Below are 13,778 nucleotides of genomic sequence, written 5' to 3'. Positions count from 1 at the left end.
TGCTGGAGAACCCGGGTCGATTCTTGACGGAGTGGGTGGTCCGACGGCATAGTGTCGGACCCCATTGGACAGACTTGCCCAGATCGGGTAGCCTATTGCTTTGCGCTGCCTTTAACCGCACCCTTGTTCATCCTCAGAACTTGACGAGGGTCGTTTGGCATGCGCTCCCAGCACCGAAGTGCCGCTTCGAAGTTACTTTGCGAGCCCGTGGAAGGACGCCCCTTGGTCGCCTCGCGCAACCCCCAGTCCGACAGTATTACCAATGTTTCCGGCGCACCCCGTCGCATCTCCTTCGCAAAGATCTCCGAGCCTCTCGAGGTTCCGGATCTTCTTGCGTTGCAGGTGGACAGTTTCGACTGGCTGGTCGGAAACGAAACCTGGCAGGCCAGGGTGGCCGCCGCCGAGGCGGAGGGACGGACAGATCTGTCCTCCCCGTCCGGTCTCGAGGAGATCTTCGAGGAGATCTCTCCGATCGAGGACTTCAGCGGCACCATGTCGCTGTCGTTCCGCGACCACCGGTTCGAGCCCCCGAAGAACACGGTCGACGAGTGCAAGGAGCGTGACGTCACCTACTCGGCGCCACTGTTCGTCACCGCCGAGTTCATGAACAACGAGACCGGCGAGATCAAGAGCCAGACCGTCTTCATGGGTGACTTCCCGTTGATGACGCGCAAGGGCACGTTCGTGATCAACGGCACCGAGCGTGTCGTCGTGTCCCAGTTGGTCCGCTCGCCCGGTGTGTACTTCGAGCGCACGCCGGACAAGACCTCGGACAAGGACATCTTCACCGCCAAGATCATCCCGTCGCGCGGTGCGTGGCTGGAGTTCGAGGTCGACAAGCGCGACATGGTGGGCGTGCGGCTGGACCGCAAGCGCAAGCAGAACGTCACCGTGCTGCTCAAGGCGCTCGGCTGGACCGACGCGCAGATCCTCGAGGAGTTCGGCGAGTACGAGTCGATCCGGCTCACCCTGGAGAAGGACCACACGTCCGGCCAGGACGACGCGCTGCTCGACATCTACCGCAAGCTGCGCCCCGGCGAACCGCCGACGCGTGAGGCTGCCCAGGCGCTGCTGGACAACTACTACTTCAACGGCAAGCGCTACGACCTGGCCAAGGTCGGCCGGTACAAGATCAACAAGAAGCTCGGCCGGGACGAGACGCACGACACCGCGGTGCTGACGATCAACGACATCGTCGCCACGATCAAGTACCTGGTGGCGCTGCACGAGGGCAAGACCGAGCTGACCGCGCCGCAGGGCGAGATCGTCGTCGAAGAGGACGACATCGACCACTTCGGCAACCGCCGTCTGCGCACGGTCGGCGAGCTGATCCAGAACCAGCTCCGCACCGGCCTGGCCCGGATGGAGCGGGTGGTCCGCGAGCGGATGACGACCCAGGACGTCGAGGCGATCACGCCGCAGACCCTGATCAACATCCGCCCGGTGGTCGCGGCGCTGAAGGAGTTCTTCGGAACCTCGCAGCTGTCGCAGTTCATGGACCAGACGAACCCGATCGCAGGGCTCACCCACAAGCGCCGCCTGTCGGCCCTTGGCCCGGGTGGTCTGTCGCGTGAGCGGGCCGGCTTCGAGGTCCGCGACGTGCACCCGTCCCACTACGGCCGGATGTGCCCGATCGAGACCCCGGAAGGCCCGAACATCGGTCTGATCGGCTCGCTCGCGACGTACGGCCGGGTGAACCCGTTCGGCTTCGTCGAGACGCCGTACCGCAAGGTCGTCGACGGCCGGGTCACCGACCAGGTCGACTACCTGACCGCGGACGAGGAGGACCGGTTCGTCATCGCTCAGGCCAACGCGGCACTGACCGACGACGACGTGTTCGCCGAGGACCGGGTGCTGGTTCGCCGGCGCCACGGTGAGGTCGAGCTCGTGCTGGTCGACGACGTGGACTACATGGACGTCTCGCCGCGCCAGATGGTGTCGGTCGCGACGGCGATGATCCCGTTCCTCGAGCACGACGACGCCAACCGCGCCCTGATGGGCTCCAACATGCAGCGCCAGGCCGTTCCGCTGATCACCGCGGACGCCCCCCTGGTCGGTACCGGCATGGAGTTCCGTGGAGCGGTCGACGCCGGCGATGTGCTGGTGTCGGAGAAGGCCGGCGTCATCAAGGAGGTCTCGGCCGATCTGATCGAGGTCGCCGCCGACGACGGCACGTACCAGACGTACCGGCTGCAGAAGTTCCGCCGCTCGAACCAGGGCACCTGCATCAACCAGCGCCCGCTGGTCGACGCCGGGCAGCGGGTCGAGATCGGTTCGCCGCTGGCCGACGGTCCGTGCACCGACGAGGGCGAGATGGCTCTCGGCCGGAACCTGCTCGTGGCGTTCATGCCGTGGGAGGGTCACAACTACGAAGACGCGATCATCCTGTCGCAGCGCGTCGTGCAGCAGGACCTGCTGACCTCGATCCACATCGAGGAGCACGAGGTCGACGCCCGCGACACCAAGCTCGGCCCGGAGGAGATCACCCGCGACATCCCGAACGTCAGCGACGAGATGCTGGCGGACCTGGACGAGCGGGGCATCATCCGGATCGGCGCGGAGGTCACCACCGGTGACATCCTGGTCGGCAAGGTCACGCCCAAGGGTGAGACCGAGCTGACCCCGGAGGAGCGGCTGCTCCGGGCGATCTTCGGTGAGAAGGCGCGCGAGGTGCGCGACACCTCGCTGAAGGTGCCGCACGGTGAGAACGGAACCGTCATCGGGGTCCGCGTCTTCGACCGCGACAACGGCGACGAGCTGCCGCCGGGCGTGAACCAGCTGGTCCGCGTGTACGTCGCGCAGAAGCGCAAGATCTCCGTCGGCGACAAGCTCGCCGGACGCCACGGCAACAAGGGCGTCATCTCGAAGATCCTGCCGGTCGAGGACATGCCGTTCATGGAGGACGGCACCCAGGTCGACATCATCCTGAACCCGCTGGGCGTGCCCGGCCGGATGAACGTCGGTCAGGTGCTCGAGACCCACCTCGGCTGGGTTGCCAGCCGTGGCTGGAAGGTCGACCCGGACAGCCCCGAAGAGTGGGCCCAGCGACTGATCAAGATCGGCGCCGGCGAAGCCGAGCCGTTCACGAACGTCGCCACCCCCGTCTTCGACGGCGCGCGTGAGGAAGAGGTCACCGGCCTGCTCGGCTCGACCCTGCCCAACCGCGACGGCGACCGGATGGTCAACAGCACCGGCAAGGCCAACCTGTTCGACGGCCGCTCGGGTGAGCCTTTCCCGCAGCCGGTCGGCGTCGGCTACATGTACATGCTGAAGCTGCACCACCTGGTGGACGACAAGATCCACGCCCGCTCGACCGGTCCGTACTCGATGATCACGCAGCAGCCGCTGGGTGGTAAGGCGCAGTTCGGTGGTCAGCGGTTCGGCGAGATGGAGGTGTGGGCCCTCGAGGCCTACGGTGCCGCCTTCGCGCTGCAGGAGCTGCTCACGATCAAGTCCGACGACGTGGTCGGTCGCGTCAAGGTGTACGAAGCGATCGTCAAGGGCGAGAACATCCCGGAGCCGGGTATCCCGGAGTCGTTCAAGGTTCTCGTCAAGGAAATGCAGTCCCTTTGTCTGAACGTTGAGGTGCTCTCGTCCGACGGAAGCCGGGTCGAGATGCGCGACAGCGAAGAGGATGTCTTCCGCGCGGCGGAGGAACTGGGAATCGACCTGTCCCGGCGTGAGCCGAACAGCGTCGAGGAGGTCTGAGCGGGTTGCCGCTTTCGATCAACAGTCAACTCACTCAGACCATTTTTACAATCGGGAGATAACACATCGTGCTCGACGTGAACTTCTTCGACGAGCTTCGGATCGGCCTGGCGACCGCGGATGAGATCCGCCAGTGGTCGCACGGCGAGGTCAAGAAGCCCGAGACGATCAACTACCGGACGCTCAAGCCTGAGCGTGACGGTCTGTTCTGCGAGAAGATCTTCGGTCCCACCCGGGACTGGGAGTGCTACTGCGGTAAGTACAAGCGTGTCCGCTTCAAGGGCATCATCTGTGAGCGGTGTGGCGTAGAGGTCACCCGTTCCAAGGTGCGCCGCGAACGGATGGGCCACATCGAGCTGGCCGCGCCGGTCACCCACATCTGGTACTTCAAGGGTGTCCCGTCGCGACTCGGCTACCTGCTCGACCTCGCCCCGAAGGACCTCGAGAAGGTCATCTACTTCGCGGCGTACATGATCACCGACGTCGACGACGAGGCGCGGCACCGCGACCTCTCGTCGTTGGAGGGCCGGACCGATGTCGAGCGCAAGCAGCTCGAGGGCCGGCGCGACAACGACATCGAGACCCGGATGAAGAAGCTCGAGGAGGACCTCGCCCAGCTCGAGGCCGAGGGCGCGAAGGCCGACGTTCGCCGCAAGGTGAAGGAAGGCGCCGAGCGTGAGGTCAAGCAGCTGCGCGACCGTGCGCAGCGCGAGATCGACCGCCTCGACGAGGTGTGGAGCAGGTTCAAGAACCTCAAGGTCCAGGACCTGGAGGGCGACGAGATCCTGTACCGCGCCATGAAGGAGCGGTTCGGCAAGTACTTCGAGGGTGCGATGGGCGCGGCCGCGATTCAGCGGCGCCTGGAGACCTTCGACCTCAAGGCCGAGGCGGACAGCCTGCGCGAGACGATCAAGACCGGCAAGGGCCAGCGCAAGACCCGCGCCCTGAAGCGGCTCAAGGTCGTCACCGCGTTCCTGGCCACCAACAACAGCCCGATGGGCATGGTGCTCGACTGCGTCCCGGTGATCCCGCCGGACCTGCGGCCGATGGTTCAGCTCGACGGTGGCCGGTTCGCCACCTCCGACCTGAACGACCTGTACCGCCGGGTGATCAACCGGAACAACCGGCTCAAGCGACTGCTTGACCTCGGTGCTCCCGAGATCATCGTCAACAACGAGAAGCGGATGCTCCAGGAGGCCGTCGACGCACTGTTCGACAACGGCCGTCGTGGACGTCCGGTCACCGGCCCGGGCAACCGGCCGCTGAAGTCGCTGTCCGACATGCTCAAGGGCAAGCAGGGTCGTTTCCGTCAGAACCTGCTGGGCAAGCGAGTCGACTACTCCGGCCGTTCGGTCATCGTCGTCGGCCCGCAGCTGAAGCTGCACCAGTGCGGTCTGCCGAAGGCGATGGCGCTGGAGCTGTTCAAGCCGTTCGTGATGAAGCGGCTGGTCGACCTCAACCACGCGCAGAACATCAAGTCCGCCAAGCGGATGGTCGAGCGTCAGCGCGCCCAGGTCTGGGACGTGCTGGAAGAGGTCATCACCGAGCACCCGGTACTGCTGAACCGCGCGCCTACCCTGCACCGACTGGGGATCCAGGCGTTCGAGCCGCAGCTGATCGAGGGCAAGGCGATCCAGATCCACCCGCTCGTCTGCTCCGCGTTCAACGCGGACTTCGACGGTGACCAGATGGCGGTGCACCTGCCGCTGTCGGCCGAGGCGCAGGCCGAGGCCCGGATCCTGATGCTGTCGACGAACAACATCCTGAAGCCTGCTGACGGCCGTCCGGTCACGATGCCGACCCAGGACATGATCATCGGCATCTACTTCCTGACCATGCTGAAGGAAGGCGAACTCGGCGAGGGCCGGGCGTTCAGCTCGATGGCGGAGGCCCTGATGGCCTTCGACCGCAAGGAGCTGTCGCTGCAGGCCAAGATCACGCTCCGGCTCGACCAGGCCGGCGCGCCGGCCGACTCGACCGAGCGTCCGAACGGTGGGTTCTCGCTGGAGACCACGCTGGGTCGCGCCCTGTTCAACGAGGCGCTGCCGAGCGACTACACCTTCGTGGACACCGAGGTCGGCAAGAAGCAGCTGGGCTCGATCGTCAACGATCTGGCCGAGCGGTACTCCAAGGTCCAGGTGGCGAACTGCCTGGACGCGCTGAAGGACCTCGGTTTCCGCTGGGCCACCCGCTCCGGTGTCACGGTGTCGATCGACGACTTCAGCACGCCGCCGAGCAAGCCGGAGATCATGGCTCGCTACGAGGCCCAGGCCGAGAAGGTCCAGAAGCAGTTCGAGCGGGGTCTGATCACCTCGTCCGAGCGGCGGCAGGAACTGATCGAGATCTGGACCGGCGCCAACGCCGAGGTCGGTAAGGCCATGGAGGAGAACTTCGCCAAGGCCAACCCGATCTGGATGATGGTGCACTCCGGTGCGCGAGGCAACATGATGCAGATCCGGCAGATCGCCGGTATGCGTGGTCTGGTGGCCAACCCGAAGGGCGAGATCATCGCCCGGCCGATCAAGTCCAACTTCCGCGAGGGCCTGTCGGTGGTCGAGTACTTCATCGCCACCCACGGTGCTCGTAAGGGTCTTGCCGACACCGCGCTGCGGACCGCCGACTCCGGGTACCTCACCCGTCGTCTGGTGGACGTGTCGCAGGACGTCATCATCCGCGAGGAGGACTGTGGCACCGAGCGCGGTCTGCCCAAGCAGATCGGCGAGGCGGGGCCGGACGGCAAGGTCGTCCACGCCGAGAACGTCGAGACGAGCGCGTACGCCCGTACGTTGGCGACGGACACGTTCGACGCCAAGGGCAACCTGGTACTGAGCGCCGGCAGCGACCTGGGCGACGTGTCCATCGCCGCTCTGGTGGCAGCTGGGGTCGAGACGGTCAAGGTCCGCTCCGTGCTGACCTGTGACGCCAAGACCGGTACCTGCGCGAAGTGCTACGGCCGTTCGCTGGCGACCGGCAAGCCGGTCGACATCGGTGAGGCCGTCGGCATCATCGCGGCGCAGTCCATCGGTGAGCCGGGTACGCAGCTGACCATGCGTACCTTCCACACCGGTGGTGTCGCGGGTGATGACATCACCCACGGTCTGCCGCGTGTTGTCGAGCTCTTCGAGGCCCGTCAGCCCAAGGGCAAGGCGCCGATCGGTGAAGCTGCCGGCCGGATCGCGATCGAGGACACCGACAAGACCCGGAAGCTGGTGCTCACCCCGGACGACGGTTCCGAGGAGGTCGCCTACCCGGTGTCGAAGCGGGCTCGCCTGCTGATCGAGGACGGTCAGCACGTCGAGGTCGGCCAGCAGCTGACGCAGGGCACCCCGGACCCGCAGGAAGTTCTGCGCATCCTGGGTATCCGCAAGGCGCAGGAGCACCTGGTGGACGAGGTCCAGGAGGTGTACCGGTCGCAGGGTGTGGCCATTCACGACAAGCACATCGAGATCATCGTCCGGCAGATGCTGCGCCGGGTCACGGTGATCGAGTCCGGCGAGGCGAACCTGCTGCCGGGTGAGCTGGCGGACCGGCTGATGTTCGAGGCCGAGAACCGTCGGGTCGTGGCCGAGGGCGGTACGCCGGCCTCCGGTCGTCCCGTGCTGATGGGTATCACCAAGGCGTCGCTCGCGACCGAGTCGTGGCTGTCGGCCGCCTCCTTCCAGGAGACGACCCGGGTCCTGACCGAGGCCGCGATCCACGGCAAGTCCGACTCGCTGGTCGGTCTGAAGGAGAACGTCATCATCGGAAAGCTGATCCCGGCGGGTACCGGCATGGACCGTTACCGCAACATCCGGGTGGAGCCCACCGAGGAGGCGAAGGCCGCGATGTACTCGATGGTCGGCTACGAGTCGTACGACTACGACTTCGGCCCGTCCGCCGGGCAGTCGGTCCCGCTCGACGACTTCGACCTGGGCTCGTACCAGAACTGAAGTCCGTAGTACCTGCCGAGGGCGGCACTCCCATTCCGGGGGTGCCGCCCTCGCGGCGTTTCCACCTCGTTCGGCGCTCTCGTTGCCCTTAGCAACAAGGGGAAACGGGGCCAGATCGTTGTGCCCGCAGGGGTTGTGGAGCGGGCCGGCCGGGCGACACGCCGAGGGTGGTCAACTGGCTGCGGAGTGTTGCGAGGGGTCGGCGTGCCTGTGTCGGCGGGATGCGCGAAGATGACGCGTATGACGGACCTCCCGGCGTACCTGCAACCGTTTGTGCTGGACGTCGCGCAGGGTGCGGAGCACCGGGTCGACCGGGTCGGCGAGCTCGACTTCTACCGGCCTGCCGGGACCGCTCGCACCGGCGCGATCCTGTTGGTCCACGGTGGTCCCGGACCCGCGCATCTCGAGGTGTCGCCGCGGGACTGGCCGGTGTACCAGGGATATGCCACGGCCATCGCGCAGCGCGGCCAGGTGGCCGTCCTGGCCAACCACAGCCTGATCCACGGACTCGACCAGCTGGCGACCGCCGCGGACGACGTAGAGGCCGCTGTCGGCGTCCTGCGGGCCGATCCGCAGGTGGACCCGGAGCGCGTCGTGCTGTGGTTCTTCTCCGGCGCCGGACTGCTGGCGGGGGAGTGGCTGGACAGCCGCCCCGACTGGCTCCACGCCGTCGCTCTGACCTATCCCTTGCTCGCCACGCCGCCCGGTGTCGACGAACTGGTTTCCGCCGCCGAAGTGATCGGCAAACACAAAGACCTGCCGGTGCTGCTGACCCGGGTCGGGCGCGAGCGCGAAGAGCTTGCCCGACCGGTGGCGGAGTTCGTCTCCGCCGGTGGCGCCGCGCTGGACATCATCGACGTACCGAAAGGGCAACACGGCTTCGACATGCTCGACCACAGCGAAGAGTCCCGCGCCGCGGTGACCAAGGCCCTCGACTGGGCCATCGCCCACCTGGGCGAAGACCCCACCGCACCCAGCCAACTCCCGATCCCCAGCGCCACGATCCCGGCTCCCCAACCCACGAAGACCCCAACCACCGCAACCGCGCCGGCCGCGCGGACCGCGGCACCCCGTTCGTCGGTCGGTGTGGCCGAGCAGCCTGCTGTGCCCGCCAGCCAGCAGAGAGCATCGGAGACCACCATCACCACGCAGGCGACCATCACCACCCCGAGCCCGTCCGCGACCCCCGCTCCGGCCCCGACGCCGAGCTCGGCTCCGACTCCGGTGCCTGCGGAGACTGCTGCTTCGCGGGTGGTGGCGCGGGAGCATGCGGCGTTCGAGGCGCACGACCTGGAGGCGTTCCTGGCGCTGTACTCGCCGACGGCGCTGCTCCAGTTCGCCGACGGACCGGTCATGCGCGGACGGCGTTCCCTGCGTGAGCACTACCGGCCGCAGTTCGAGGCGGGCGAGTGCAAGCGTGAACTGATTCAGCGGATGCTGGTCGGCGACTGGGTGGTCGAGCAGACGATCATCGGCCAGACCCCGACCGTCGCGCTGTACCAAGTACAGGACGGCCTGATCACCGAAGTCCGCTTCATCAGCTGAAAAGCAGCCTGAAGTAGTTCGAGCGCACTGCGACCCACCGGACGCAGTGCGCTCGAAGTGTTCAGGCCATGATGCCGAGCGGCGACGGCTTCCAGCCTGGGAAGACCTTGCCGGCCTGAGCCTCACTGAGCCCCAGCCGTCGCATCACGACCTCCGAGAGCACATCGCGGTAGTCATTGGTGCCCGGCACATCACCCTGATCCAGTACGCCGGGCGCCAACCCCTCCCACTTCCCATGCACCCCGCCCTTGACGCCACCACCGAGAACCAGCGCCACCCCACCGTGCCCATGATCCGTACCGCTGTTGGCGTTCTGCCCGACCCGCCGGCCGAACTCGCTCATGGTGACCACCGTCGTATTGTCCAGGTCGGGCCCGAGCTCAGCGACAAAGGCAGCCAGCGCGGTCGCGACCGTCTTCAGCGAGTTGGTCATGTCGCCGCCGTCGACCGTGCCGAGATCCGTGTGCATGTCCCAGCCACCCAGGTCGACCGTGGCCACCCGTACTCCGGCCTTGGCCTTGATCAACTGCGCCAGCGTCGCCAAGGCCGCTCCGAACTCGCCATCCGGATAGCCCCGCTCCTTCGCCGGCTTCTCCTGCTGCTTGGCGTAGGTCTGCGCCTGACCCGAAGCCTTCAAGGCATCAAGCCCTTGCACACTCAGCGGATGGTCAATCCCGGTGTAGAGCGTCTTCAGCGCCGCCAGCGTCTGCGGTGCGACCCCGTCGATGCCCTTGACTGTGAAGTCCTTCAGCGAGCTGAGCATGATCGGGTTGGAGTCTCCCAGCAGCGACCGGCTCATCCGAGTGCCGATCCCCAGCCCGCGGAACGTAGTACCGGGCCCTAGCTCCTGTAGGACTCTGTCGAGCCAACCGGACTGTACGGAGGATCTAGCGGCCCCACCACGCTCCAGACAGTCCTGCGCCTGGAAGTGGCTGCGAGTCAGATCCGGAGTAGAGACAGCCGGTACCGCGGCCAGCCACCCCGTCGTCATCATCGGGAGCAGGGGAGCAAGCGCCGGGTGCATGCCGAACCCACGCTGCACGTTGAGCAGCGAAGCGGCCCGTACTGCGATGGACGGGCGAGCCTTGAGCAGCTCCGGATCATCAGCCGGTACCAGCACCGACAGCCCGTCCATGCCACCGCGCAGGAACACCACGATCAACGTGCCACCCGTCGCAGCACCAGGCTCGGCCCAGGAAACCCGGGTAGTCACCAGCTGAGTAGTCATCGCAGCGACGCCTACTCCCAGACCCCCCGCCAGCAACCGGCGCCGGGTGAACCCCTTGCTCCACTGCGACTCTCTGTCCTCCGCATCGGCCGCTACTGCCGCAGCGCTGGCCCGCAGAGCGGCATCAGCCGGCGTCGGACCCAGCCGACGCCAGTCCGGGCAGTCGGGGTGCAGTGAGGCGAATGTCTCTCTCATGCGTCAGTACTCCTTCACCGAGCAAGGAACTGTGGGGAGTCGAGGACCAGGGCGACGACGTGCCCTGCCTGCCACTCCATCCGTCCCCGGTCGACCCGGGAGGTGGCCTTGGCGCCGACAAACGTCGACAGCGCCGCGCGCTGCCTGGTGTCGAGCTGCTGCCCGAGGAGGCGCTCACCCAGCCGGTCGAACCACTGCCGGTAGGTATCGCCCTTACGAGGTTGCAGGGCGGCCGGCAGCTTCGCCTGCTTCATCCCCTCCCACCAGCCGTACGTCATCGCGCGGTGCATCGACCAGCGCTCGAGCATCTGGCCGGCAGACGCCCAGGCCGGGGCAACGTCGGGGTAGCCGTTGGGGGAGGGCCAGGCCAGCGGTGCATGGCCGAGGTTGTTGAGCTCCCAGTAGACGGCCTCCAGGCCCTTGGGCGTGGCCGGTCCGAACGGCAGGTCGAGTGCTCGCGCGCTGCTCACGACGTCTTCCAGTGGCCGCTTCGTCTTGCTGCCAAGGGAGTTCCAGAACTCGCTGCTGCGGAACAGTGCGGTCAGCATCGGCAGGATGGCCGTGTTGTTGCGCAGGTAGATCTGCGCCAGCCGGTCGACCAGCTCGGCCGGGGGAGAGTCGCCTACGAACCGTACAACGAGTTTGCGCGCGATCGTCTTCGCAGTTGCCGGGTGCTTGGCCAGGTAGTCGAGGTAGCGATCGCCGGCGGCCAGACCGCCCTTGCCCGAGCTGTTGGCCGCAGACCAGCCGAGAACCTTCACCCGGCCGGTCTTGTGCTTGTCAGCGACGTACTCGAAGACGCCGTCCTTGGTAGCGCCGCGACCGCTCAGTACATAAGCACTGGCGCGCACATCCTTCTCTGTATAGCCGGACGACACTCCAACCGTGTGCAGCTCCAGCAGCTCACGACCGAGGTTCTCGTTGACGCTGTCGCGCGTCGAGGCGTCGTTGTCGAGGAACCGCAGCATCGCCGGATGCCGCATAGCGGCGTGCAACATATCGCTGTACCGCCCAAAGGCATGTCGCCGGATCACCGACACCGCGTACTGCGGCGCGACGTCCCAGCCCCGGTCCGACGGCGTCGCGACGTGCAGGTGGTTGGCGAAGACATCCACCACGACCTCGTACAGCTGCCTGCTCCCGAAGACCTGCCGCCCGAGCGTCGCGATCCCCGTATGGAACATCGCTTCCCACGAATACTCAGGAATCGACCGCCGGACAGTCGCCGGATCCGCACCTGCCAACGGAACAGCACGCCAGACCTTGTCGCCGGCCGCATCCTTGGCCGTCGGCGACAACTGAGCCGCCAGCCACTTGTCGATCCCGAGCCGTTCAAGACTCTGTACGTCGGCAGGCCGCGGCCCGAACGTCACGCGATTGAGCAAATGCCGCTTGGCCTGCGCATCGGTCAGCGGACCACTCTTACTGGTCAGCAGCCCGGGGGAGGCGCGACCGGCCTTGGCGGCGGCCGCGTAGCCGGCGTACTCGGTGGGCTTGCCGGTCTGCCCGGTGGCCTTGGAGCCCTTACCTGCAACGAAGCTGGAGTCGCGGTCCTCGCCGTCGCTGGCAAGGCTGGGCTGCTGGGCGACCCGGGCGCGGGCGGCGACCGTAGTACCGGTCGGGTCCTCAGCGCGGGCCGAAGCCAGGACGCGGTTCCGGAGGGTGTCCGGGCGGCTGACGATCTCCGCAGCCAACCCGCCGGCGGCCAGGGTGCCTGCGACGGCACCTATGGCCGCCCGGCGGGCCACCGGCGACATGGTCCGTGGGGCGGGCGGACCTGGCGGCGGCTGCTCGTCCGCGGTGAGGCGGGGACGGTTCGAGGGGGCGGGACCGTGTTCCACGTGCTCTTCTCCAGGCGACAGCGGTGGTTGCGACAGATCCCCGTTATCAGGTCGTTACACCCGACGGGCGTGACTATGCCGCAATCTCCGCGCCCCGGAACCGGCTCCGGCCGATGTTTACGCCGATCAGACATAAGGAAACCGAATGGCCCGGTCCTACCGCGGCGAGAGTGCCGTCAGGGATCCGGTAGACTGGCAGTGCGGCTGCGCCTCTGCACAGCGCGGTGATCTGTTTTGACCGTGCTTGAGGCAGCCGCTAGTCTTAACGATCGTGCCCGGGTCATCCTGGGCCGTCATGCGTGCCCCTCGTACTTTTCGGGTCAGCGCGTGGCACGGGACTTCTGCCGACAGTCAGAAAGTTTATGACTCCGGCGTGTCCGTGCCCTCGCGACACACCCGACCGCGGGGGTCAGGTGCGCAGCAACCGACCGGACGACAGAAAGAGACCTACGCGGTGCCCACCATCCAGCAGTTGGTCCGCAAGGGCCGCCAGGACAAGGTGTCCAAGAACAAGACGCCGGCCCTGAAGGGTTCCCCTCAGCGTCGTGGTGTGTGCACGCGCGTCTACACGACCACACCGAAGAAGCCGAACTCGGCGCTTCGCAAGGTCGCTCGTGTTCGCCTCACCAGCGGCATCGAGGTCACCGCCTACATTCCCGGCGTCGGCCACAACCTGCAGGAGCACTCGATCGTGCTCGTGCGTGGTGGTCGTGTGAAGGACCTCCCGGGTGTCCGGTACAAGATCATCCGCGGTTCGCTCGACACCCAGGGTGTGAAGAACCGGAAGCAGGCTCGCAGCCGGTACGGCGCGAAGAAGGAGAAGAGCTAATGCCCCGCAAGGGTCCCGCACCCAAGCGGCCGGTCATCATCGACCCGGTCTACAGTTCGCCGCTCGTCACCCAGTTGATCTCGAAGATCCTGGTGGACGGCAAGAAGCAGATCGCGCAGAGCATCGTCTACACGGCCCTCGAGGGCACGCGGACGAAGACGGGCACCGACCCGGTCATCACGCTCAAGCGCGCCCTGGACAACGTGAAGCCCAGCATCGAGGTGAAGAGCCGCCGAGTCGGTGGAGCCACCTACCAGGTGCCGATCGAGGTCAAGCCCGGTCGCTCGACCACGCTCGCCCTGCGCTGGCTCACGTCGTACTCCCGGGCCCGCCGCGAGAAGACGATGTCCGAGCGCCTGATGAACGAGATCCTGGACGCGTCGAACGGTCTGGGTGCCGCGGTCAAGCGCCGCGAGGACACGCACAAGATGGCCGACGCCAACAAGGCTTTCGCCCACTACCGCTGGTGACCCGGGGCCCGCTCCGGGCCCTGAGCGTTCACT

7 protein-coding genes are annotated in these 13,778 nt (G+C 66.7%); 5 read left to right on the top strand and 2 right to left on the bottom strand.

Annotation, left to right across the window (positions count from 1 at the left end; all coding sequences use genetic code 11):
* Positions 1-222: 222 nt before the first annotated feature.
* From rpoB to OHA70_RS06060, 3 genes are all read left to right on the top strand, one after another.
* On the top strand, positions 223-3,708 hold the full coding sequence (gene rpoB / locus OHA70_RS06070) for a DNA-directed RNA polymerase subunit beta (protein ID WP_328335036.1): 3,486 nt from the start codon (positions 223-225) through the stop codon (positions 3,706-3,708).
* A 68-nt stretch (positions 3,709-3,776) separates the two neighbouring features.
* Positions 3,777-7,637: a DNA-directed RNA polymerase subunit beta' gene (locus OHA70_RS06065; protein ID WP_328329432.1), complete on the top strand. Its 3,861-nt coding sequence runs from the start codon at positions 3,777-3,779 to the stop codon at positions 7,635-7,637.
* Positions 7,638-7,877: 240 nt separating this feature from the next.
* Positions 7,878-9,182, top strand: coding sequence for a nuclear transport factor 2 family protein (locus OHA70_RS06060; RefSeq protein ID WP_328329430.1), 1,305 nt, complete (start codon positions 7,878-7,880; stop codon positions 9,180-9,182).
* Positions 9,183-9,243: 61 nt separating this feature from the next.
* Here the strand turns inward: OHA70_RS06060 and OHA70_RS06055 are convergent, their stop codons facing one another.
* Both OHA70_RS06055 and OHA70_RS06050 read right to left on the bottom strand, forming a co-directional pair.
* A complete protein-coding gene (locus tag OHA70_RS06055; RefSeq protein WP_328329428.1) occupies positions 9,244-10,605 on the bottom strand; it encodes a DUF1501 domain-containing protein in 1,362 nt (453 codons plus the stop codon).
* 14 nt (positions 10,606-10,619) lie between these two features.
* The gene (locus OHA70_RS06050; RefSeq protein ID WP_328329426.1) at positions 10,620-12,353 is read right to left on the bottom strand and encodes a DUF1800 domain-containing protein; all 1,734 of its coding nucleotides are present in this window, start codon (positions 12,351-12,353) and stop codon (positions 10,620-10,622) included.
* Positions 12,354-12,900: 547 nt separating this feature from the next.
* Here OHA70_RS06050 and rpsL point away from each other — a divergent pair.
* Both rpsL and rpsG read left to right on the top strand, forming a co-directional pair.
* Positions 12,901-13,275: a 30S ribosomal protein S12 gene (gene rpsL / locus OHA70_RS06045; protein ID WP_012923692.1), complete on the top strand. Its 375-nt coding sequence runs from the start codon at positions 12,901-12,903 to the stop codon at positions 13,273-13,275.
* Positions 13,275-13,745: a 30S ribosomal protein S7 gene (rpsG, locus tag OHA70_RS06040; protein WP_328329424.1), complete on the top strand. Its 471-nt coding sequence runs from the start codon at positions 13,275-13,277 to the stop codon at positions 13,743-13,745. The genes rpsL and rpsG overlap by 1 nt, the downstream gene beginning before the upstream one ends.
* Positions 13,746-13,778 lie beyond the last annotated feature (33 nt).

It is taken from the genome of Kribbella sp. NBC_00382 (genome assembly GCF_036067295.1).
In the GTDB taxonomy this organism is placed as follows: domain Bacteria; phylum Actinomycetota; class Actinomycetes; order Propionibacteriales; family Kribbellaceae; genus Kribbella.
This window is presented reverse-complemented; position numbering and strand designations above follow the sequence as displayed.